Source organism: Fodinicola acaciae (assembly GCF_010993745.1).
Taxonomy (GTDB): domain Bacteria; phylum Actinomycetota; class Actinomycetes; order Mycobacteriales; family HKI-0501; genus Fodinicola; species Fodinicola acaciae.
In genome coordinates this window covers 741,684-761,956 of the sequence record NZ_WOTN01000003.1, presented here as the reverse complement: position 1 = coordinate 761,956, position 20,273 = coordinate 741,684, and the positions used below count along the sequence as shown (strand labels likewise).

At 70.3% G+C, this 20,273-nt stretch carries 20 protein-coding genes; 11 read left to right on the top strand and 9 right to left on the bottom strand.

Features of this window, described 5'->3' with window-relative positions:
• Nucleotides 1-205: 205 nt before the first annotated feature.
• On the bottom strand, nucleotides 206-1,054 hold the full coding sequence (locus GNX95_RS29855; RefSeq protein ID WP_163511026.1) for an endonuclease/exonuclease/phosphatase family protein: 849 nt from the start codon (nucleotides 1,052-1,054) through the stop codon (nucleotides 206-208).
• A gap of 86 nt (nucleotides 1,055-1,140) precedes the next feature.
• On the opposite strand from GNX95_RS29855, the gene GNX95_RS29850 reads away from it, so the two are divergent.
• Nucleotides 1,141-2,121, top strand: a complete 981-nt coding sequence (locus GNX95_RS29850; protein ID WP_163511024.1) for a DUF2510 domain-containing protein — start codon at nucleotides 1,141-1,143, stop codon at nucleotides 2,119-2,121.
• 57 nt (nucleotides 2,122-2,178) lie between these two features.
• On the opposite strand, the gene GNX95_RS29845 is transcribed toward GNX95_RS29850, so the two are convergent.
• A complete protein-coding gene (locus GNX95_RS29845) occupies nucleotides 2,179-3,021 on the bottom strand; it encodes a S1 family peptidase (RefSeq protein WP_163511022.1) in 843 nt (280 codons plus the stop codon).
• A gap of 220 nt (nucleotides 3,022-3,241) precedes the next feature.
• On the opposite strand from GNX95_RS29845, the gene GNX95_RS29840 reads away from it, so the two are divergent.
• From GNX95_RS29840 to nudC, 4 genes are all read left to right on the top strand, one after another.
• Nucleotides 3,242-3,967 (top strand): PP2C family protein-serine/threonine phosphatase, encoded by a 726-nt coding sequence (locus GNX95_RS29840; RefSeq protein ID WP_163511020.1) that lies wholly within the window; start codon nucleotides 3,242-3,244, stop codon nucleotides 3,965-3,967.
• 150 nt (nucleotides 3,968-4,117) lie between these two features.
• Nucleotides 4,118-5,398, top strand: coding sequence for a M16 family metallopeptidase (locus GNX95_RS29835; protein WP_163511018.1), 1,281 nt, complete (start codon nucleotides 4,118-4,120; stop codon nucleotides 5,396-5,398).
• Nucleotides 5,395-6,924 carry a M16 family metallopeptidase gene (locus tag GNX95_RS29830; RefSeq protein WP_222854037.1) on the top strand — a complete coding sequence of 510 codons (1,530 nt, stop codon included), beginning with the start codon at nucleotides 5,395-5,397 and terminating at the stop codon, nucleotides 6,922-6,924. Before GNX95_RS29835 ends, GNX95_RS29830 begins: the two co-directional genes overlap by 4 nt.
• Nucleotides 6,921-7,808 (top strand): NAD(+) diphosphatase, encoded by an 888-nt coding sequence (nudC, locus tag GNX95_RS29825; protein WP_163511016.1) that lies wholly within the window; start codon nucleotides 6,921-6,923, stop codon nucleotides 7,806-7,808. Before GNX95_RS29830 ends, nudC begins: the two co-directional genes overlap by 4 nt.
• A gap of 203 nt (nucleotides 7,809-8,011) precedes the next feature.
• Here the strand turns inward: nudC and GNX95_RS29820 are convergent, their stop codons facing one another.
• Complete coding sequence (locus tag GNX95_RS29820; protein ID WP_163511015.1) at nucleotides 8,012-8,617, bottom strand: TetR/AcrR family transcriptional regulator; 606 nt, start codon at nucleotides 8,615-8,617, stop codon at nucleotides 8,012-8,014.
• 82 nt (nucleotides 8,618-8,699) lie between these two features.
• On the opposite strand from GNX95_RS29820, the gene GNX95_RS29815 reads away from it, so the two are divergent.
• On the top strand, nucleotides 8,700-10,208 hold the full coding sequence (locus GNX95_RS29815) for a carboxylesterase/lipase family protein (protein WP_222854036.1): 1,509 nt from the start codon (nucleotides 8,700-8,702) through the stop codon (nucleotides 10,206-10,208).
• On the opposite strand, the gene GNX95_RS29810 is transcribed toward GNX95_RS29815, so the two are convergent.
• From GNX95_RS29810 to GNX95_RS29800, 3 genes are all read right to left on the bottom strand, one after another.
• Nucleotides 10,198-10,821, bottom strand: a complete 624-nt coding sequence (locus GNX95_RS29810; protein WP_163511011.1) for a nucleoside/nucleotide kinase family protein — start codon at nucleotides 10,819-10,821, stop codon at nucleotides 10,198-10,200. The two genes, GNX95_RS29815 and GNX95_RS29810, sit on opposite strands and share 11 nt — an antisense overlap.
• Complete coding sequence (locus GNX95_RS29805; protein WP_163511009.1) at nucleotides 10,822-11,256, bottom strand: ANTAR domain-containing protein; 435 nt, start codon at nucleotides 11,254-11,256, stop codon at nucleotides 10,822-10,824.
• Between the two features lie 172 nt (nucleotides 11,257-11,428).
• Nucleotides 11,429-11,689, bottom strand: a complete 261-nt coding sequence (locus GNX95_RS29800; RefSeq protein WP_163511007.1) for a mycoredoxin — start codon at nucleotides 11,687-11,689, stop codon at nucleotides 11,429-11,431.
• A gap of 141 nt (nucleotides 11,690-11,830) precedes the next feature.
• Here GNX95_RS29800 and GNX95_RS29795 point away from each other — a divergent pair, with 141 nt between their 5' ends.
• Nucleotides 11,831-13,960: an ATP-dependent DNA helicase UvrD2 gene (locus tag GNX95_RS29795; RefSeq protein ID WP_222854035.1), complete on the top strand. Its 2,130-nt coding sequence runs from the start codon at nucleotides 11,831-11,833 to the stop codon at nucleotides 13,958-13,960.
• Between the two features lie 62 nt (nucleotides 13,961-14,022).
• On the opposite strand, the gene GNX95_RS29790 is transcribed toward GNX95_RS29795, so the two are convergent.
• Nucleotides 14,023-14,493: a GNAT family N-acetyltransferase gene (locus GNX95_RS29790; protein WP_163511005.1), complete on the bottom strand. Its 471-nt coding sequence runs from the start codon at nucleotides 14,491-14,493 to the stop codon at nucleotides 14,023-14,025.
• 81 nt (nucleotides 14,494-14,574) lie between these two features.
• Here GNX95_RS29790 and GNX95_RS29785 point away from each other — a divergent pair, with 81 nt between their 5' ends.
• From GNX95_RS29785 to GNX95_RS29770, 4 genes are all read left to right on the top strand, one after another.
• Nucleotides 14,575-15,117 (top strand): RNA polymerase sigma factor, encoded by a 543-nt coding sequence (locus GNX95_RS29785; protein WP_222854034.1) that lies wholly within the window; start codon nucleotides 14,575-14,577, stop codon nucleotides 15,115-15,117.
• Nucleotides 15,104-16,339, top strand: coding sequence for a WD40/YVTN/BNR-like repeat-containing protein (locus GNX95_RS29780; protein ID WP_163511003.1), 1,236 nt, complete (start codon nucleotides 15,104-15,106; stop codon nucleotides 16,337-16,339). Before GNX95_RS29785 ends, GNX95_RS29780 begins: the two co-directional genes overlap by 14 nt.
• A 632-nt stretch (nucleotides 16,340-16,971) precedes the next feature.
• Nucleotides 16,972-17,286: a WhiB family transcriptional regulator gene (locus GNX95_RS29775; RefSeq protein WP_187369723.1), complete on the top strand. Its 315-nt coding sequence runs from the start codon at nucleotides 16,972-16,974 to the stop codon at nucleotides 17,284-17,286.
• Between the two features lie 382 nt (nucleotides 17,287-17,668).
• Nucleotides 17,669-17,842, top strand: coding sequence for a hypothetical protein (locus GNX95_RS29770; protein ID WP_187369722.1), 174 nt, complete (start codon nucleotides 17,669-17,671; stop codon nucleotides 17,840-17,842).
• Between the two features lies 1 nt (nucleotide 17,843).
• Here the strand turns inward: GNX95_RS29770 and GNX95_RS29765 are convergent, their stop codons facing one another.
• On the bottom strand, nucleotides 17,844-19,172 hold the full coding sequence (locus GNX95_RS29765; RefSeq protein WP_163510999.1) for an ABC1 kinase family protein: 1,329 nt from the start codon (nucleotides 19,170-19,172) through the stop codon (nucleotides 17,844-17,846).
• 38 nt (nucleotides 19,173-19,210) lie between these two features.
• Complete coding sequence (locus GNX95_RS29760; protein WP_163510997.1) at nucleotides 19,211-20,245, bottom strand: hypothetical protein; 1,035 nt, start codon at nucleotides 20,243-20,245, stop codon at nucleotides 19,211-19,213.
• Nucleotides 20,246-20,273 lie beyond the last annotated feature (28 nt).

Here is a 20,273-nt window from a genome sequence, read left to right as displayed (position 1 = left end):
GTGCGCGGTTCCGGTTTTGTGTCGAGATAAATCCGCCGAAGGTCTTCCCTTCTCGGCCACAATCAGTTACTTTTTGTACGCGGTCCGTTACGTACGGTCGAGTCAGCCGGAGAAAGAGGACATCCCGAACCCCCCTCGCGATGTCTGCCAGCGCCCCCGGCTTCCCGGTCGCTACGCAACGGACCGTCCACTGTGTCGGCGCAGGTCAGGACGTGAATTCCAGCAGCAGCGGCCGGTGGTCGGACAGCGGCAGCACCGGGTTGTGCGCGTGCAGCAGCTCGGGCAGGTGGCCGTCACCGTCCGTGAGCGCATAGTCGAGCTGCAGCCGCGGCCCCTTGGTGGGGAAGGTCGGCAGCTTGGCCAGCATCCGCCAGCCGGTGCCGGCCGCGCCGAGCGTGCTGATCGCCAGCCGTACGCCGTGCACTGGCATGTTCAGGTCTCCGAGCAGGACGCGCGGACCCGGCAGCTCGGCCAACGCCGCGAAGATCTCGCGCAGCTGCTTGAGATTCCACCCCGGCACGAAGGACAGGTGCGTGGTCGCGATGGTGACCGGACCGAACGGCGCGTCGATCACCGCGGCCAGCATCGCGCGCGGCTCGTCCCGGATCAGCGCCGGCCGCGCCGACGGCACCAGCAGCTTGCCGGACTGCGCCTTGGGGCCCGGCATCAGCACCGGCGAGCGCAGCTTGGTCGGCGTCAGCCTCCGCACGTGCCAGGACCGGACCGGCCAGCGCGACACCAGTCCGATGCCGTACTCCGGTCGCTCCGGCGTCGCCTCGTCGACCGTGCGCGGACCGCCGGTGGCCGGTGTCCAGGCCTCACCCGGCACCCCGGTGACGGTCGGAAGAAACCGGGCCTGCGCGTCGGCCGACGTTGCTTTGGCGACCTCGGCGGTGAGGTCGCGCCCGCTCGTCCGCGGCTGTCCGCGGTCGAGTTCCTGCAGGCCCAGCACGTCGGCGTCGAGCCGTGCGATCGCCGCGGCCAACCGGCCCGGCTCGATCCGGCCGTCGCTCAGGGTCCGGCCGTGCATCATGTTGAAGCTGGCCAGCCGCATGGCACGACTGTAGTGGGGGCCCACTTGAGCCAGCACCGCACCACCTCTCGGCGACCATGTTGGCGTACGGGCCTGACAATGGACACATGACAGGACCGCGCCGCCGCTCGCCGGGCTGGTACGCCGACCCGGACGGCACCGCCGGACAGCTGCGGTGGTGGGACGGCATGGGGTGGTCGTCGTCGACCAAACCGGGCGAGCCGAGCGCGGAGGCCGCCGCGGCCGCGAGCGACACGGACGCGCTCGCCGCCGGCCCGGCGCATCCGTTCGGCTCCTGGCGGCCCAACCAGCCGGCCGATCCGCGGCCGCCGGCCCCGAAGTCGCTGTGGCGGCGTCCGGCCGTGCTGTGGACGACCGGGATCACCGCGACCGTGGTGGTCGCCGTGGTCATCGTCCTGGTGATCGTCAACGCGACCAGCGGACTGGCCTCCGGCGGCGTGGGGCCGTTCGGCGGCCCCGAGTCGAGCAAGCCGCCGCTGGCACAGCTGTGTCCGCCGCCGACCGCCGATCCGTCGCTGCCACCCGGCAAGGCGCCGCCGGACAACCGGCCGCGGGTCAGTGACCAGGAGGCCGGCATCTCCTACGCCAAGGTCGACGGGCCGTGGGAACCGTGGCACCAGGTGTGGCAGGCCGGCACGCTCGGGGTCGAGTTCAAGACGGGCTACTACTTCGTCACCGAGCCGGACTACCAGCCCGGCCGCGACTACCTGGCCTCGGTGCTGTCCGGTGCGGTGCCGGCGACCGTCAACGACGGCACCGAGGTCGACCTGAAGTGCACCGGCAAGCAGGTCGTCGAGGACGTACGCGCCAACTTCTATCCCAACCCCAACACCACCGAGATGATGCGCGACGAGCTGACCTCGCTCGGCGGCCGGCCGGCGTGGGTCTCGGTGTTCCGGCTGCACTTCCACACCGAGGGCCTGCGCGCCACCTCCGAGCTGGTCGGCGTCGTACTCGTCGATGTCGGCAAGCCGACGGCCGCGGTGCTCTACCTGTCGATCCCGAACACGCACCAGCAGTACGACAACGTCGTCAACGACGTGATCAACTCCGTACGCCCGCTCTGAGAGTCCGCATGGCCACCATGCGTGCGTCCAACGCAAGCATGGTGGCCATGCGACCAGTCAGTGCGTGAGCAGCTGGCCGTGAATGAAGGCGTTCAGGTCGGGGTTGGACAGCCGCGTGTAGACGCCGGGATAGCCCAGCGCCGCGCAACCGGCGCCATACCAGGTGGTGCCGGCCTGGACGTACTCGTCGCGGCCCGGCACCTTCTTGAACAGCGGGCCGCCGCTGTCGCCCTGGCAGGTGTCCTTGCCGTGGTGACCGGCGCACATCTGGGTCGCCGGCTGGTACTGGTCCGGATACGCGATGAGGCACTCGTCGTCGGACACGACCGGCACGTCGACCTCCTGCATCCGGTCAGGGGAGGAGGGCGGGTTGCCGCCGGGGTCGCCGGGGTCCTGGCCGACCGTGCTTCCCCAGCCGGAGGCGGTGAGCAGGGTGCCGGGCCGCTCCAGCACGTCGGTGCCGGCGGTGACGATCCTGATCGGCTTGATGCCGGTCACCGGGGCTTCCAGATACAGCAGCGCCACGTCGTGATCGGCGGTGTCCGGCACGGCGACCCCGGCCACCTTGCGCTCCTGGCCCTGCGAGCCGTCGGTCAGCCGCGTACGCCCGACGATCACCGAATAGTGCTTGATCTCGCGCGGGTCCGCGCTGACGCAGTGCTGCGCGGTCAGCACGACCGCCGGCGCGATCAGGCTGCCGCCGCAGAAGTGCCGGTCGTACGCCGTCGAGCCATAGCGGTCGTCCTGCAGCGACGCCATGAACGGATATTTGCCGTCCGGCACCGGTACGCCGCCGACGACGGTCGGACGCGGTGGCACCGGATCGGCGCCGGCCGGAGCGGCCACCAGCGCTCCGGACAGGCCGATCGCCATCATCAACACAGCTGGCAGCTTCCTCATCCACGCCTCCCGTTTCCTGTGAGTGAGCTGTGTGTGTGCGGCACACAAAGAGGTGACGAATGGGAGGTTCGCCAGGTTGTGGACGGAAGATAGTTTTTGATTGGGCCAAAGGTAAAAAGTCATGATTTGAGAAGAGATTTCTCGCACGTCCGGTCCGGGCCGGCGACCGGATGTGCCGGTTCGGTGACCTGTCCCCATGGTCAAGAGGCATTCTTGCTGTATGCCTCGTCTCACCTCGGCCGCCGCGACGCACCCCGGGCTGGTGCGCGCGGCCAACGAGGACGCCTTCCACGAGGGGACGTACGTGCTGGCCGTGGCCGACGGCGTCGGCGGCCTGTCCGCCGGCGACCGCGCCAGCCGGCTGGCGGTCGGCGCGCTCACGGCGTTGGACGAGCCGCGGCCGTACGAGCAGATCGAGCCGTTGCTGCGCGCCGCGGTCGAGACGGCCAACCAGCAGATCGCCGAGCAGCTCAACGCCGACCCGGCGATCGGCTCGGCCGGCACGACGTTGACCGCGCTGGTTTTCTCCGACGACCACCGCGCGCTGCTGGCGCATGTCGGCGACTCGCGCTGTTACCGGCTGCGCGCCGGTCAGGTCGACCAGCTCACCACCGACGACACGTTCGTACAGATGCTGGTCGAGCTCGGCGCGATCAGCGCGGAGCAGGCGCACGACCATCCGCAGCGCTCGATCGTCACGCGCGTGCTGCGCGGCGAGCCGGTCGAGGTCTATTACGCCGAGCTGCTGACCGAGCCCAGCGACCGCTATCTGCTGTGCAGCGACGGCCTGCCGGCGGCCGCCGCCGACGACAGGATCGCCGCGATCCTGACCGCGGAGCCGGACGCCACCAGGTGCGCCGACCAGCTGATCGAGGCCGCGTTGGCCGGTGGCGGCCCGGACAACGTCACCGTGGTGGTCGTCGACTGTGCGCCACTGTCCGATTAGGACAGTCCTGAGAGCAACCAGACAGGGCCAATATCCCCGGCCCGCAAGCGAATCGTCGCCCGGGCCGGTTAGGGTCGTGCGGTGGCCCGTCAAACAAGCTCTGCGATAGCGCCGTCGCGGCGCGCCGCTCGTCCGGTCACCGTCAAACCGGTGTCGTACGACGTCGAGCGGCTCACTCTGTCCAACGGCCTGCGAGTGGTGCTGGCACCAGACCGCAGCGCACCTGTCACCGGCATCGCGGTGACCTACGACGTCGGCATCCGCAGCGAGCCGGAGGGCCGGACCGGGTTCGCGCACCTCTTCGAGCACCTGATGTTCCAGGGCTCGGAAAACCTGGAGAAGCTCGCGCACTTCCGGCACGTCCAGGCCTCCGGCGGCGTGTTCAACGGGTCGACCCACCTGGACTACACCGACTACTACGAGCTGATGCCGTCGGCGGCGCTGGAACGCGCGCTGTTCCTGGAGGCCGACCGGATGCGCGGTCCGCGGCTGACCGAGGAAAACCTGACCAACCAGATCGCGGTGGTCAAGGAGGAGATCCGGGTCAACGTGCTGAACCGGCCGTACGGTGGCTTCCCCTGGCTCAAGCTGCCGCCGGTGCTTTTCAGCACGTTCGCCAACTCGCACGACGGCTATGGCTCGTTCGTCGACCTGGAGTCGGCGACCGTCGACGACGCGGCCGAGTTCTTCGACCGCTATTACGCTCCGAGCAACGCGGTCCTCGCGGTCGCCGGCGACTTCGAGGTGGCGCAGGCCGCCGAGCTGGTCGAGCGGCACTTCGGGGCGATCGCCGGCCGCCCGACGCCGCGGCGACCGGACTTCGACGAGCCGGACCTGACCGGTGAGCGGCGGGAGAGCTACGTGGACCCGCAGGCGCCGATGCCGGCGGTGGCCGCGGCCTGGCGGGTGCCTGACCCGATCGAGAAGCTCACCGACTATCTGCCATATGTGGTGCTGGGCGAGGTGCTGACCGACGGTGACGCGTCGCGGCTGATCCAGCGGCTGGTGCAGACCGACCGGATCGCCACCAGCGTCGCGGCATATTGCGGCCTGATGGGTGACCCCTTCGACGTACGCAACCCGACCGCGATGATCACCCAGGTGCACTCGCCGCCCGGCGTCGACGCGGACACCGTACTGTCCACAATGGACAGTGAGCTGGACCGGCTGGCCACCGACGGCCTGCCGGCCGCGGAGCTGAGCCGCGTGCAGGCCCGGCTGGCGGCGCAGTTGCTGCGCGACGTCGACCCGGTGCTGTCCCGGACGCTGTCGATGGCCGTGCTCGAGCAGCAGCGCGGCGAGGCCGAGCTGATCGGCCAGCTGCCGACGCTGCTGACCCAGGTGACCGCCGAGCAGGTGGTGGCCGCGGCCGCCAGCCTGACGCCGGAGCGCCGCGCGGTCGTCGAGGTCCACCCCGGAGGTGCGCAGTGACCACGCCTGAGACGACCCAGGTGGACAACGAGGTGGAAAACGTGGTGGAGCAGCCCGCCCAGATCACCGCCGAGCCGGCCGCCGTCGCCGAACCGGTGACCGAGTCTCCTGCCGAGGCGCCGCCGGTGCCGGCCGTCACCGAGCCGGGACCAGAGCCGGTCGCCGAGTCCGAGCCGGTCGTACGGTCCTATCCGACGACCCTGCCCGATCTCGCGCCGCCGCGGAAGGCCAAGCGGCCGGCGGTGTCCGAGCGGGTGCTCGACAACGGCCTGCGGGTCATCGCCGTACGCCGTCCTGGCGTCCCGCTGGTGGAGGTGCGGCTGCGGATCCCGTTCGCCGGCACCGGAAAGACGTTCCTGCCGCGGTCGGCGGTGCTCGCCGAGACGCTGCTGTCGGGCACGTCGACCAGGTCGTCGGTGGAGATCGCCGCCGACCTGCAGTCGGTCGGCGGCGGCCTGTCCGTCTCGACCGACCCCGACCGGCTGATGGTCGCCGGCAACGCGCTGGCCTCCGGCCTGCCCAAGCTGCTGGAGCTGCTCGGTGGCGTGCTGACCGACGCGGCGTACCCGACCAAGGAGGTCTCCGCCGAGCGCGACCGGCTCGGCGACCGGCTGGAGATGGCCAACAGCCAGCCGGCACAGGTGGCCCGCAAGGCCATGCAGCGGCGGTTTTTCGGCAACCACCCGTACGCGGTGCAGGTGCCCGAGCCCGACGAGGTCCGCGGCATCACGCCGGCGGCGCTGCGCCGGCTGCACGACACCAGGGTCGTGCCGGACGGCAGCACGCTGGTCATCGTCGGCGACACCGCACCGGGACGGGCGCTCGACGCGGCGCAGAAGGCGCTGAGCGACTGGACCGGTGGCTCCAGCGGCTCGCCGGTGAAGGCCGTACGACCGCCGGAGCTCGGCCCGGTCCTGGTCGTCGACCGGCCCGGCTCGGTGCAGTCGTCGCTGCGGCTCAGCCTGCTCGCGGTCAGCCGTGCGCACGAGGACTATCCGGCGCTGCAGCTGGCAAACCTCACCTTCGGCGGCTATTTTTCCTCGCGGCTGGTGGAAAACATCCGCGAGGACAAGGGTTACACGTACTCGCCGCACGCCACGCTCTCGCACTCGGTGGCCGGCTCGATCGTCTCGGTCGACGCCGACGTGGCCACCGAGGTGACCGCGCCGGCGCTGCTGGAGGTGTTCTACGAGCTCGGCCGGATCTCCGCCGTGCCGATCACCACCGAGGAGCTGGAGCAGGCCCGGCAGTACGCGGTCGGCACACAGGCGCTGTCGGTGGCCTCGCAGTCCGGCCTCGCGAGCACGATCAGCGCGCTGGCCGGCGTCGGGCTGGATCTCGACTGGTTCTACCAACACGCGGCCAACCTGCGGTCGGCGACGCTCGAGCAGGTGCGCGCGGCCGCGCTTGAATATCTGCGGCCATCCGAGGCGGTCACCGTGGTGGTCGGTGAGGCCGAGCGGATCGTCGAGCCGCTGAGCGCGATCACCGATGTCGAAGAGTACGAAGAAGACGAAGAGGGATGACCGACCGGGTGCTGCCGCTGGGCCGCTCGACCGTGGACCGCGCCGCGCACCGGCGGCGCGACCCGGACTGGCTCGCCGACGCGTGGAAACGTGCTCGCGTGCTGGTCATCAGCTCCGACGGCCGCGCCCTGGTGGATCTGTCCGACGGTCATCGCCTCGTCTTCGTCACCGCCGACCAGGCACCGGAGGGCCAGCGGCTGTTCCTCGGCGAAGACGCCGACGAGGTGTATTTCGCCGTACGCGGTGAGCTGTCGCCATCGAGCGATTCGGTCAAGGCGCTGGACATCCGCACCGTCGGCGCCGACCTGGACGCGCGCGACTCCGGCCTGTTCGTGCAGGCGGTCGCGCTGGCCAACTGGCACGACAACTCGTTGTACGACCCGGTGACCGGCGCGCCCACCGTCGCCCACGACGCCGGCTGGGTGCGGACCGCCGACGGCTCCGGCCCGATCTTTCCGCGTACGGACCCGGCGATGATCGTGCTGGTGCACGACGGCGTCTCCGGCCCGTCCGGCCGCGCGCTGCTCGGCCGCCAGGCGTCCTGGCCCCCGGGCCGCTATTCGACGCTGGCCGGCTTCGTCGAGCCGGGGGAGTCGGTGGAGGCGGCGGTGATCCGCGAGGTCGGCGAGGAGACCGGGGTGACGGTCACCGACGTACGATATGTCGGCAGCCAGCCGTGGCCGTATCCGGCGTCGCTGATGCTCGGCTTCACCGCGCTCGCCGATCCTTCGCAGCCGATCGTACGCGTGGACGAGGAGCTGGACGACGCGCAGTGGTTCACCCGTGACCAGGTGCGTGCGCAGCGCGAGGCGGTCACGCGACTGCCGATGCGTACGTCGATCGCCTATCACCTGATCTCGAACTGGCTCGACGAGGGCACCTAGGCCCTAGCCGCCACGGCCGGGGGAGAACGAGCAAGCCCGGAAACCCAGCCCCGCCCACAACCGCCACCCGCACCCCCAACGCACACCGATTGGCGGCCACGCGCCCCTCCCTTGAGGTCGCCCTCCGCGCAGGAGCGCCCGCCGCGCAGAAACCCAACCTCCCAAGGCACAACACGGGAGCCGTACGACCGGACCACCACGCCCTACGCCCGCGTCGAGAAGATGCGGTCGAGTTGGTAGTCGATCAGCTCATGGGTCTGCTTTTCCGTACGCTGTCCCAGCAACATCGCGGTCTGCATGCCGTCGACGCTGCACATCATCAGTGTCGCCTCGCGCATCGGGTCGACGCTCGCCGGCACCTCGCCGGCCTCCTGTGCCTGCCGGATCAGGCTCGCCATGAACTCCTCCAGCAGCGGCTCGACGTTGCGGAGCGCGGCGCCGAGTGAGTCGTCGGTCAGCGCCTTCACGAAGTACGCGATGTGCACCAGATACATCGTGCGGCGGTCGTCGTCGTACGGCAGCATCTCGGTCATGATGCCGCGCAGGATGTTGCGCGGGGTTGGCTCGCCGATCGTCGCGCGGATCTTCTCCTGCGCGCGCCCCTCCGCCATTTTGTTGAGGATTTCCAGCGATTTCAGCAAAAGATCGTCGCGCGTGCCGAAATAGTATTGCACCAGCCGCATCGACACGCCGGCCTCGGTCGCGACCCGCCGCATCGTCACGTCCTCCAGCCCGCTGCGGCTGGCGATCCGCCACACCGCCTCGGCGATCTGCCGCCGTCGCTGCTCGTGGTCCACCTGTCTGGGCACCTCTCCAGCTTTCCATGTCGGTTGCCGTCGCCGCGTCGACGTGTTTATGATGCGATCGTATCAAAACGATGAGGAGGATGTCTTGCGAGTCGTCGCGGCGCTTGCGCTGCTGTTTTCTCTTCTGTCGCCGGCAAACGCCTCGGCCGGTCCGGTCGTGCCTACGACCAGTGGTCCGGTCCGGGGTGTGGACGACGGCGGTTTCCGTGCATACCAGGGGATTCCGTACGCGGCGCCGCCGGTGGGGTCGTTGCGCTGGACGGCGCCGCGGCCGGTGCGGCCGTGGTCGCAGGTGCGTGACGCGACCAAACCCGGTCCGGCCTGTCGCCAGGACGTGCCGTCCGGCACTCCGGAGTCGCTGGTCAGCGAGGACTGTCTCTATCTCAACGTCACCGCACCGAAATCGGCGCACCGGTTGCCGGTCATGGTGTGGCTGCACGGCGGCGGTTTCTTCGAAGGACAAGGAAGTGACTACGATCCACGCCGGCTGATCCGTGGCGGCAACGTCGTCGTTGTCACGGTCAACTACCGGCTCGGCATTTTCGGCTTTTTCAACCATCCCTCGCTCGGTCGCGACGGTGGCGCTTTCGGACTGCAGGACCAGCAGGCCGCGCTGCGGTGGGTACGCGCCAACGTCGCGCGTTTTGGTGGTGACGCAAGCAATGTGACGTTGTTCGGCGAGTCGGCCGGTGGCATGAGTACGTGCTCGCAGTTGGTCTCGCCGGCGGCCGCCGGTCTTTTCGACAAGGCGATCGTGATGAGCGGTTCGTGCTCCATGAACTGGCCGAAGGAGGCGCTCGGTCCCGGTCTTCCGGCGATCGCGCCGTGGATCCCGGCCAGCATGTCGCAGGGGATTGGCGCCGGAGACATGCAAAAGCTCGGCTGCGACGACCTGAAGTGCCTACGCGGCAAGAAAGCCGCCGAGCTGATGAAGTATTTCATGGATTTCGCGCTGGTCACCTACGGCAACCGTACGCTGCCGGAGGCGCCGGCCGCGGCGGTCGAGGCCGGACATTTCCATCGGATCCCGGTGATGCAGGGAAACACGCGCGACGAACACAGCAGTTGGGTCGCCTACACCGACATGCGGCAGAAAATCGATCTCGGTCGCTATCGGTCGATGTTGGCGGCCAGTTTCGGGCGGAATGCCGCGAAAGTCGAGCGAGAATATCCGGCCAGCGGGTACGCGACGCCGGCGACGGCATTGTCGGCGGTGTGGACGGACCGGTCGTGGATCTGTCCGGCTTTGGTGGCGGACAAGGGATTCGCGCGGCACACCCGGACGTACGCGTATGAGTTCGGCGACCGCACCGCGCCGCCGATCGCGGAGTTTCCGGCGGACATGCCCCCTGGCGCGTCGCACGGCTCGGACCTGGTCTACCTGTTCGACGTCGACGGCACGACCTCGTCCGTACTCAACGCGGCACAACGAAAACTGTCCGGCCAGATGATCGGATACGTGACCAGCTTCGCCGCGACCGGCCGGCCCGGCTGGCGTGCGTTTCCGACCGTACAGTCATTCGTGCCAGGTGCGGTCGGTCCGGTCGACCTGACGGCCGAGCACCACTGCGGCTTCTGGTCGGCTATTTCCTGACCACCACGGCCGGATGCCGCGGATCGTCGGCGCGTACGACCACATCGGCCACCTCGGACGGATCGACCGTCCGGTCGTAGTCGTCGTACGCCGGCAGCGTCCAGCGCAGGTCGTCAGCCGTCCGGCGCCGCCTGGCGGCTGGCGACAGGCGCAGGTGGACGGTGAGGTCGAACGGCAGGCCGCGGCCGAGCAGCAGCGTGCCGTCGACCAGCAGCACCGCGTTTTCCGGCGCCTGCTGATAGGCGGCACGCGTCGCGCGGTCGGCCCGCGGGTCCCACAGCGTCGGCAGCCACCGGCCGGAGTCGACGACCGGATCCAGCACCTCGCGGCGCAGCGCCGCGGTGTCCAGCCAGGTCTGTCCATAGGCCTGCACGTCCTGCTTGCCGTACTCCAAGCGCAGGGACGCCGGCCGCAGGAACCAATCCGTCGACACGCGCAACGCCGGCCGGCCGCTGGACCGCAACGCCGACGCCACGTCATCGGCGAGCCGCGCGGTGCCGGTCGCCGGGTGACCGTCCACGGCGACTCGGAGCCGCGCGCCGGTGCCGGCGGCCGCGCACAGCTCGGCCAGCAACTCGACAAGCGCCTGCGGCGTGACAGGTGTCGGTCGCATTCAGCGGCGGCGGGGGAGATCGCCAGGCAGCACGACGCTCGAGTCGGTGACCGACGCGACGACCGCCGCGGCGATGTCGTGTACGCGCTTGCCGTGCGACCGCGCGACCTTGCGCAGATGCTCGAACGCGTCGCGCGGCGGCCGGCCCGTACGCTCGGCGAGCACGCCGATCGCCTGCTCGATCGTCACGCGTACGGTCAGCGCGTGCTGCAGCTGGCTGACCGCCACCCGCAGCTGCTCGGTCTCGTCCTGCTGCTTGTCGGCCGGTCCCGGCCGCTGCCGCGGCCGGGTCGGTCCGCCGGAGTCGGCCGCCACCAGGTCGGCGAGCACCATGGCCTCGACCAGGCCGTCGACTTCCTCCGGCGTGTCACCGTCGACCACCCAGCCGCTGGCCGTCCTGCGGACAACGGTGGACGGCGGGTCCTGCGTACGCATCTGTGGGCCACCTACCGGGTTAAGCGACGTCTGTTGTCCGACGATAGAGCGTGTCTGGAAACTGTGGTGGTCGAGAGTCGTTTGGGCTCGGCTATCGGCCGCCACAGTTTTCAGACACGCTCACCGACAGCCAACAGCCTCTGGATGAAATAACGGCCCGGTGACACGTACGTTATGCCGCGGAAGCCAGTTTTTCCTTCACCTGGGCGAGGCTGGGGTTGGTCATCGCGGTGCCGTCGGCGAACAGCAGCGTCGGCACGGTCTGGTTGCCGCCGTTGACGCTCATCACGAACTCGGCGGCCTTCGGGTCCCGCTCGATGTCGACCTCGGCGAACGGGATCGCCTCGCGGTTCATCTGGGCCTTGAGCCGCTTGCAGTAGCCGCACCACGGCGTCGAGTACATCGTGACGCTGGCTTGCTGGTCAGACATCATCCACCTCTGTCTCGGCAGTCGATCCGCTAACACAACACCACGGACGGCCCCGATCTTCCGTGGTGCGTACCACCAAATCATGCCGCGTCCACGCCGCGGGTCCGCCGCGTTTTGGTCAGGGGTGGCTGCGAGGATCAGGGGGTGAGGACAACCGGGGAGCGGACGAAGGCGGTGCTGGCCGGTCTCGACGAGACGCAGCGCGAGGCGGTGGTGGCGCCTGGCGGCCCGGTGTGCGTGCTGGCCGGTGCCGGCACCGGCAAGACGCGGACCATCACGCACCGGATCGCCTACCGGACGCTGACCGGCGAGACCGCGCCGCACCACGTGCTGGCGATCACCTTCACCGCGCGCGCCGCCGGTGAGATGCGCGGCCGGCTGATCGAGCTCGGCGTGCCTGGCGCGCAGGCCCGCACGTTCCACGCGGCCGCGCTGCGCCAGCTGCGCTATTTCGCGCCGCGGCTGTTCGACGGCCGGTCGATGCCGGAGCTGATGGAGAGCAAGGCCCGGCTGGTCGGCCAGGCGGCGGCGCGCGAGGGGCTGCGGCTGGCCGGCACCGGCGTACGCGACGTGACCGCCGAGATCGAGTGGGCCAAGGCCACCATGGTGGAGCCGGCCGACTTCGTCGCGGCCGCCGCGAAGGCCGACCGCGAGCTGCCGGTCGAGCCGGCCGCACTGGCCGCCGTCTACACCGCGTACGAGCAGCTCAAACGGCGTGCGCAGCGGATCGACTTCGAGGACCTGCTGCGCGCGATGGTGTGGGCACTGGAGGAGCATCCGGACGTCGCCGAGCAGATCCGCTCGCAATACCGGCACTTCGTCGTCGACGAATACCAGGACGTCAACCCGCTGCAGCAGCGGCTGCTGCTGGCCTGGCTCGGCGGCCGCGAGGATCTGTGCGTCGTCGGTGACGCGAGCCAGACGATCTACTCGTTCACCGGCGCGAGCGCCGACTTCCTGCTCGGCTTCGCACGCCGGCCCGGTGCCACCGTCATACGGCTGGAGCGCGACTATCGGTCGACGCCGCAGGTCGTACGGCTGGCCAACCAGGTCATCGCCGGCGCACGCGGCCAGCACGCGGCGGCGAAGCTGAAGCTGGTCGGCCAGCGTCCGGACGGTCCGGCGCCGCAGGTGCTGCGCTGTGAGGACGAGCCGGCGGAGGCCGCCGCGGTGGCGGCCAGGTGTGCCGACCTGATCGACGACGGTGTGCCGGCGTCCGAGATCGCCGTGCTGTTTCGCACCAACGCGCAGTCGGAAAACTACGAGCAGGCGCTGGCCGACCGCGGTGTGCCGTATGTCGTACGCGGCACCGAGCGGTTTTTCGAGCGGCCGGAGATCCGCGAGGCGATGGTGCTGCTGCGCGGTGCCGCGCATGCCGCCGAGGCCGGTCAGAAGCTGGTCGACGCGGTCACCGACGCGCTGTCCGCGACCGGTTTCGCGCCCGGCGCGCCGCCGTCCGGCGGTGCCGCGCGCGAGCGGTGGGAGGCGCTGGCCGCGCTCGTACGGCTGGTCGAGGACGCGGTCGCGGCGCAGACCGTGCCGGCCGGTGCCGTTGACGGCCTGCCGGCGCTCAACGAGCTGCTGGCCGGCCGTGCCGCCGCGCAGCACGCGCCGACCGTCGAAGGCGTGACCCTCGCGTCGCTGCACGCGGCGAAGGGCCTGGAGTGGCAGGCGGTGTTCCTGGTCGGCCTGACCGAGGGGACGCTGCCGATCGCGTACGCGCAGACGCCGGAGCAGGTCGAGGAGGAGCGCCGGCTGTTCTACGTCGGCGTGACGCGGGCCAAGGAGCGGCTGTGGCTGTCCTGGTCGGCGGCCTGGCAGCCGGGCGGCCGGGCCAGCCGGCGGCCGAGCCGGTTCCTGCCGGCCGACAGCGCGCCGGCTTCCGCGCCGCGTACGTCCAACGGCAAGACCGCGGGCAAGGCGCGGCGCGGCCTGCCGACCTGCCGGATCTGCGGTGTGGCGCTCTTCGACCCGACGCAGCGCAAGCTGCGCCGCTGCGGCGGCTGTCCGCCACCGGACGCTGACGAGGAGCTGCTGGACCGGCTGCGCGAGTGGCGCGAGCGAGCGGCCAGCGAGCTGGACATCCCGGCATACCTGATCTTCACCGACGCCACCATGACCGCGGTCGCCGAGGACCAGCCGGACACGCTGGAGGAGCTCGGCAAGGTGCCGGGCATGGGCCCGGCGCGGCTGTCCCGCTACGGACCGGCCGTGCTCGCCCTGGTCGGCGGCGCGCTGCCCGACTCCATACCGGAACCCACCGCCGGCGCCTGACCGTCCCGCCAACCGCACGTAGGGCGACCCTGCTTGTTGTGCGACGCGGCCGGAAGCGCTGGTCAGGTCAGGCGCAGCTTCAGCTCCGGGAAGCGCGGCTCGGCGAAGCCGACCGAGCGATAGAGCGCCTCGCCGTCGCCGGTCGCGTGCAGCCCGACGGCGGCCACCCCGCTCTCCTCGCGAAACCAGCCGAGCAGCGCCGTCACGCACAGCCGTGCGAGTCCACGCCGTCGCCGCCGCGGGTCGGTGCTGACGTTGAACACGTGGCCGCTCAGGCCGTCGAGGTTGGCCGGCCCCGGAGCGTGCCGGTCGCAGATGCCGGCCGCGCTGCACACGACGCCCAGGTCAGGGTCGTCGACGACGAAGGCGGCGAAGGTGTCCGTACGAGCCAGCTGCTCGGCGAACCAGTCCTCCGCGGCCTTGCGCCACGGCGCGTCCGGCGCGCCGACGTCCGCGCCCATCGCCTCCAGCATCAGCGCGCGCATCCGGGTCAGTGCGGCGGCGTCGGCGACGGTGGCTCGTCGGGCATCCATGATCTCTACCGTATGCCGCGTAACCGTTTCCCCGGCTCATGTGGTCAGTGAGATGACGGCAACACCAGCGAAGGGACTGGCGTGCGAAGACCGACCACCTCTGACGAGGCGTTCGTGGAGCGGCTCTACCGGGACTCCTCCGGTGCGCTCGTGACCGCCGCGTACGCGCTGACCGGCGACCTCACCGAGGCCGAGGACGTCGTGCAGGAGGCCTTCATCCGCGCCTTCAGCCGGCCGGAGAAGGTCGCGCACGCGGACAACCCGGTGGCCTGGATGCGGGTGGTGACGCTCAACATCGCGCGCAGCCGGTTTCGCCGGCGCGAGCGCTTCGACCACCTGCTGCGCCGGCTGCGGCCGGCCGAGGACCGGCTGCCCGGCCTCGAGCCCGACCACGTCGTCCTGGTGCAGGCATTACGCCGGCTGCCGCGGAAACAGCGCGAGGCGATCGCGCTGTTCTACCTGGCCGACCTGCCGGTGACCGATATCGCCGAGTCGCTGCGCGTCTCACCGAACGTCGTCAAGTCGCGGCTGCACCGCGGGCGCCTGGCGCTGGCCGAGCAGCTCGGCGACCGCGACCTCCAGCCGCTGCCACTGATCACCGGAGGCCGCCATGAATGTGCGTGATTTCGCCGGCGTACGTGCCGAGGTCGCCGCGCGTACGCGGCTGCCGGACCCGGCTGTGCTGCGCGAGCGCGGCCGCAGGCGCCGCCGCACGCACCGATCGATGTCGATCACCGCAAGCGTGCTGGCGCTGGCGCTGGTGGTCGGCGGCGGCTTTGGCCTGAGCCAGCTGCGGTCGCACGCCGGCGAGCCGATGGCACTGATCAGTACGCCGCGACCTGCCTCGCCGTATGGCGTTGTCTGCGACACCGTCGCGTACGACGCCAAGGACGTCTACTACGTGATCAACACGCTTTGGGACTGCTACCGGACGACGGGCTTCATCCTCTCCCATTCGCCGGACGCCGGCCGGACCTGGCAGACCTGGTGGATGCCGGAGGTGGGAAAGGGTGAGGAGCTGCCGCCGTTCCTGCTCGACCGTTCGACGCTCGTCTGGCGTCAGGTGATCAGCAGGGACGGCGGCCGCACCTGGCGGTCGGTCCCGCAGACCGGTCCCACGGTCGCCGAGATCCCCGCCGGCTGGCCGTTGGCGTGGGTCGACATGGAGCGCAGCGGCCGGCAGTACGTCGCGGTCGACCCGGCCACCGGCCAGAGATATCCGTTGACCAGCCAGCCCAACGCCGGCCTGTCGTCATTGGCGCAGGGACAGCATCTCGTCCTGCCGGCGGCCGACGGATCACTGTGGGTCGCGGTCTCCGACGACAACAACCACTACGCGGTCGCGGTCAGCCGGGATCACGGCCGGAGCTGGCGGCGATCGCCGGCACTGTCCAGGAGCGGCGCGTTCACGGTCGCCAGCCGGGACGGAAAAACGGCCTACGCGTGCGGCGACGACATGACGAACAAAGGTCCTGACAGGATGTTCCGCACGACCGACGGTGGTGTCTCCTGGCACCTCGTCGACCAACCGGCGCCGACCCGTCTTTGTGCGTCAGGTGAGCTGCAACTGGTCGTACGCGCCGACGGCTCGCTGCTGGCGGTGGCGCCGTGGACCGACGGAGAGCTCGGCGGCCCGCTGATGGCCTCGACCGACGGCGGCAGGACGTTTCGAGCCGTGCCAGGTCTGCCGACCAACCTGACGCAGATCGAGCGACTCCCGGGAGGCGGCTATCAGTTGTCCGGCGTAACCGGGAACAACGACGACGGCGTACGTACGTTGGTGTCGGCGGACGGCGTGACATTCCAGCCGGTCCACATTCCGCCGGGCGCGAGCCAGCCGGGCTGAGAGGGTTGCACGCGGCGTTGCCCGTACGGTCGGCATCGGCCGTACGGGTGACGCGTATCGTGGATATTGCGGTGGTTTTCATGCGTGCCACGCGTGATCTTGCCGACGTTGAAAAACTTCGGCGAAAATACGTTGTGCTTCCCGCGGCCGGAAGCGTAACCTGCCAGAGTCGCCAATTTGGGGCGGCCATGTGTCAACGATCAGCGGAAAAAGGAGGTGGGCGACGTGAGCGGTAACGAGTTGATGTACGAGGCGTCGACCATCCTTGCTGCTGCGCGCGCACACGTGGCTCCCATGTATGGAGGCGCTCTTCGTACGTGCGGTCCCGACGCCGGCGTGTCGCGGGAGACGTCTGCCTTCACCACCGTCCAGCTGACCAGCGTTCTGGTTACCAAGCCGGGCATGGGTGTCGGCGATGACGCCATCCCGGCGCAGCGCCGGTACGTCCCGGGCATCCCTCCTCGAAGTAGGCGAACGTGAGGTCACCACACCTCGCCGGCTCACTTCGAGGCCGCGGATCCCGAACCCGGGATTCGCGGCCTTTTTGTTTGTCCTCGACCAAACCCACTACTCAACCGTCCACCTACGAGCCGATCGCACGTAACAGACTTCCGAGAGAGGTGAAACCCGGCATGTCTTACCCGACACTGAGCGCCACCGCCGCCGTTCTCGAGCCGGGAATCGACGACGACGCGGACGTGCCGTGTCGCCGCGAGGACCCCGACCTGTGGTTCGCCGAAAACCCGCGTGACCTGGAGCGCGCCAAGGTTTTCTGCGGCGACTGCCCGCTTCGCACCGCCTGCCTGGCCGGCGCCCTGGACCGGCGCGAGCCGTGGGGGGTGTGGGGTGGCGAGATCTTCGAGCGCGGCACCGTCATCGCCCGCAAGCGTCCACGTGGACGTCCGCGCAAGGCGGACGCCGCTCGCACACCGGTGGTTGCGGCATGACCGCGGCGCATGGTCTCGGTACGACCGACTACGAACTGACCAGGAGTCTTGAAATGTTAGTTATGCACGAAGCCTATGCACGAGCGCGAATGCGCGAGGAACACACGGTGCGATATCCAGCGCCACGGCCCGCACGTGAGGTGGCCCGAAGTGTACGCAGTTATCTTCGACGGCAGTGACTGGCCTTCTGTGAGCACTGTTCGCAACGAGGCGAATAATTGAACAGGCAACCAACAAACACACCCGCCATGCCGGACACATCCGGCGTGGCGGGTGTTTTCTTTCGGCCGCTGACCACTCCGATGAGCAGCGGAAATGCCGTTGCCGGCGACAATCGGACACGGTATTGCGGAGCACCGCCGGCGCGAGTATGACGGGGTTCATGTCCCAGACCGAAGACGACGGCGAACCCGTCAGTTGCCGAGGCTGTGGCCGGCAGGCGACGCCGCCGGCGTTGGGGTGGAGCCGTGACGGCGACGGCGTCTGGCTGTGCGACACGTGCGTACGCGACAACCTGCGCAGCATCGAGGCCAAACTCGACACCGAATGGTGGTGAGTCAGCCCTTTTCGGTGACCGGCGCGGCGAAACCCGGCTGCCACCGCTCGACGATCGCGCGATAGGGAGCGCGCGCGTTGAGCTGGCAGAGCACGCCGATCGAGCCGAGCGTCACCCGGTGGATCAGCAGATACGACGGCGGCAGGTTGAGCTGGCGACCGAGCGCGTACGCCGGACTGCGCGGATCGCCGATCCGCCGCGCCTCCGCCTGCAGCCATTTCCTGGTGAACTGGAACTCCTCGGCGGCCAGCGGCTCCAGCATCGGCCGCAGATAGGCCAGGATGCCTTCGGCGTCGACGTCAGCCGAGTCGGGGATGAAGCCCTCCGCGCGCAGGCCGTCCATCACCGCCTCGGCGTCGCCTTCCAGCGCCAGCCTGGTCAGCCGGCCGACCGGCTCGGGCAGGCCGTGCGGCAGCCGCGCCACCGCACCGAAGTCCAGTACGCCGAGCCGGCCGTCGGCGAGCAGCCGGAAGTTGCCCGGATGCGGGTCGGCGTGCAGCAGCTTGGCGCGGGTCGGCGCGGAGAAGTGCAGCGTGGCCATCAGCCGGCCGCACCGGTCGCGCTCCTCCTGCGTGCCGTCTGCGATCACCGCGGACAGCGGTTTGCCCTCGATCCACTCGGTGACCAGCATCTTGTCCGTGCTGGCCAGCACCTTCGGCGCGGCGATCTCCGGATCGCCGTCGTAGGCCTTGGCGAAGGCCCTGGTCGCGCGGCCTTCCAACTGGTAGTCCAGCTCCTCGGCGACCCGCGACTTCAGCTCGGTGATCAGCGGTTTGATGTCCAGGCCCGGCTGTACGGCGCCGAACAGCCGGGCGACCCTGGTGAGCTGGTTGAGGTCGTTGATCAGCGCCGGACCGGCGCCCGGATACTGGATCTTGACCGCGACCTCCTGGCCGGTCGACCAGATCGCGCGGTGCACCTGGCCGATGCTCGCCGCCGCGGCCGGTTTCTCGTCGAACTCGGCGAACTTCTCCCGCCAGCGCGGCCCCAGCTCCTCGGCCAGCACCTTCTCGACGGTGGCCGCCGGCATCGGCGGCGCGGCCTCCTGCAGCTTGGTCAGCGCGACCCGGTAGGGCGCGGCGATCTCCTCCGGCAGCGCCGCCTCGAACACGCTCAGCGCCTGGCCGAACTTCATGGCGCCGCCCTTGAGCTGCCCCAGCACCGAGAACAGCTGCTCGGCCGTACGCCGCTGGATCTCCGCGGCCACCGCTTCGGCCGGTTTGCCACCGAGCCGGCGGCCGAGGCCCAGCGTCGCCCGTCCCGCGATGCCCAACGGAAGCGACGCCAGCTTCGCCGTCCGGGTCACGGCCCAGCGGGGAATGTCCGTCACCGGTCCATTATCCCAGATGCCGAAGCCACTTCCAGCGCTCAGGCGGCGGAGGGACTGGTGCAGGGACAGGCCGGATGCGGGTCCCACTGCCGGCGCCGGACGATCGCGCCGCTCGCGGCCAGCTCCAGCGACGCGGACCGTACGGCCGGTCGGCCACCGTCGAGGTGCTCCAGGATCTGCGCGCCGGCCAGCGCCACCGCGGCGAGCGTGTTGGCGACCGAGCACGGGTCTGTCGGCGCCCCGCCGAGCTGTGCGGCCAGCGCCGGCCAGTCGGGGTCGCGGTCGGTACGCGCCAGCTCGACGCAGGTCGGGCACGCGGTGCGGCCGGGGACGGTCAGTGGCCCGACCACCGCCAGGCCGTCGCGTACGCCCAGCTCAAGCCGTGCACGAGCCTTGCGCGCCGGAGTCGGCAGGTCGGGCGCGGGTGCGCCGACCGGTCCGGCGACCACGGTGAGGTCGGGGACGAGCGAGTTCGGAAATGGCCGCAGGTCCGCGTCCGGCGCCGCCGCGAGCACGACTTCGGCGATCGCGGTGCCGCGCGGCTGGCGCTCGTCGATGGCCCGCAGTCCGCTCGGCATGGTCTCGCCGATCCGTACGCGGCCGGACGCCGGGATCCACAGCCGCCGCACGCCGGAGGCGGCCAGCACGGTCGCCAGCGGTACGACGAAGCGGTGGTCGCCGGTGAGTACCACGCGGCGGTCGATCCGGCGGGACAACACCACTCCGGCCCACGCTCCGTGCCGCTGGGTCAGCGTCGCCAGCTCACCGCGCAGCTGACGACGTGCCGACACCGGAAGGTTGCCAGGCAGGTCGTTGGCCGGGTCGCGGTCGGTGACCGCCGAGCACCGCTCAAGGGCGGCGAGCAGGGAGTCGACCTCGTCGGCCGACAGGCCGGCCTCGGCGCCGGCGGCTCGTACGGCCTCGTCGCTGTGCGCGCCGTCGAGCAGCGCGAGCACGTCCGCCGTGCCGGCCGGCAGACCGGTGAGCACGATCGCGTGGTCGGGATCGGTGCCGAACTGCAGCGTGCCGGCGTCCCGCCACAGGGCCCGGAACGGAATCAAGGTGCGTCCCACGGCGGGAGGCCTCCTTCGTCAGCTGGTG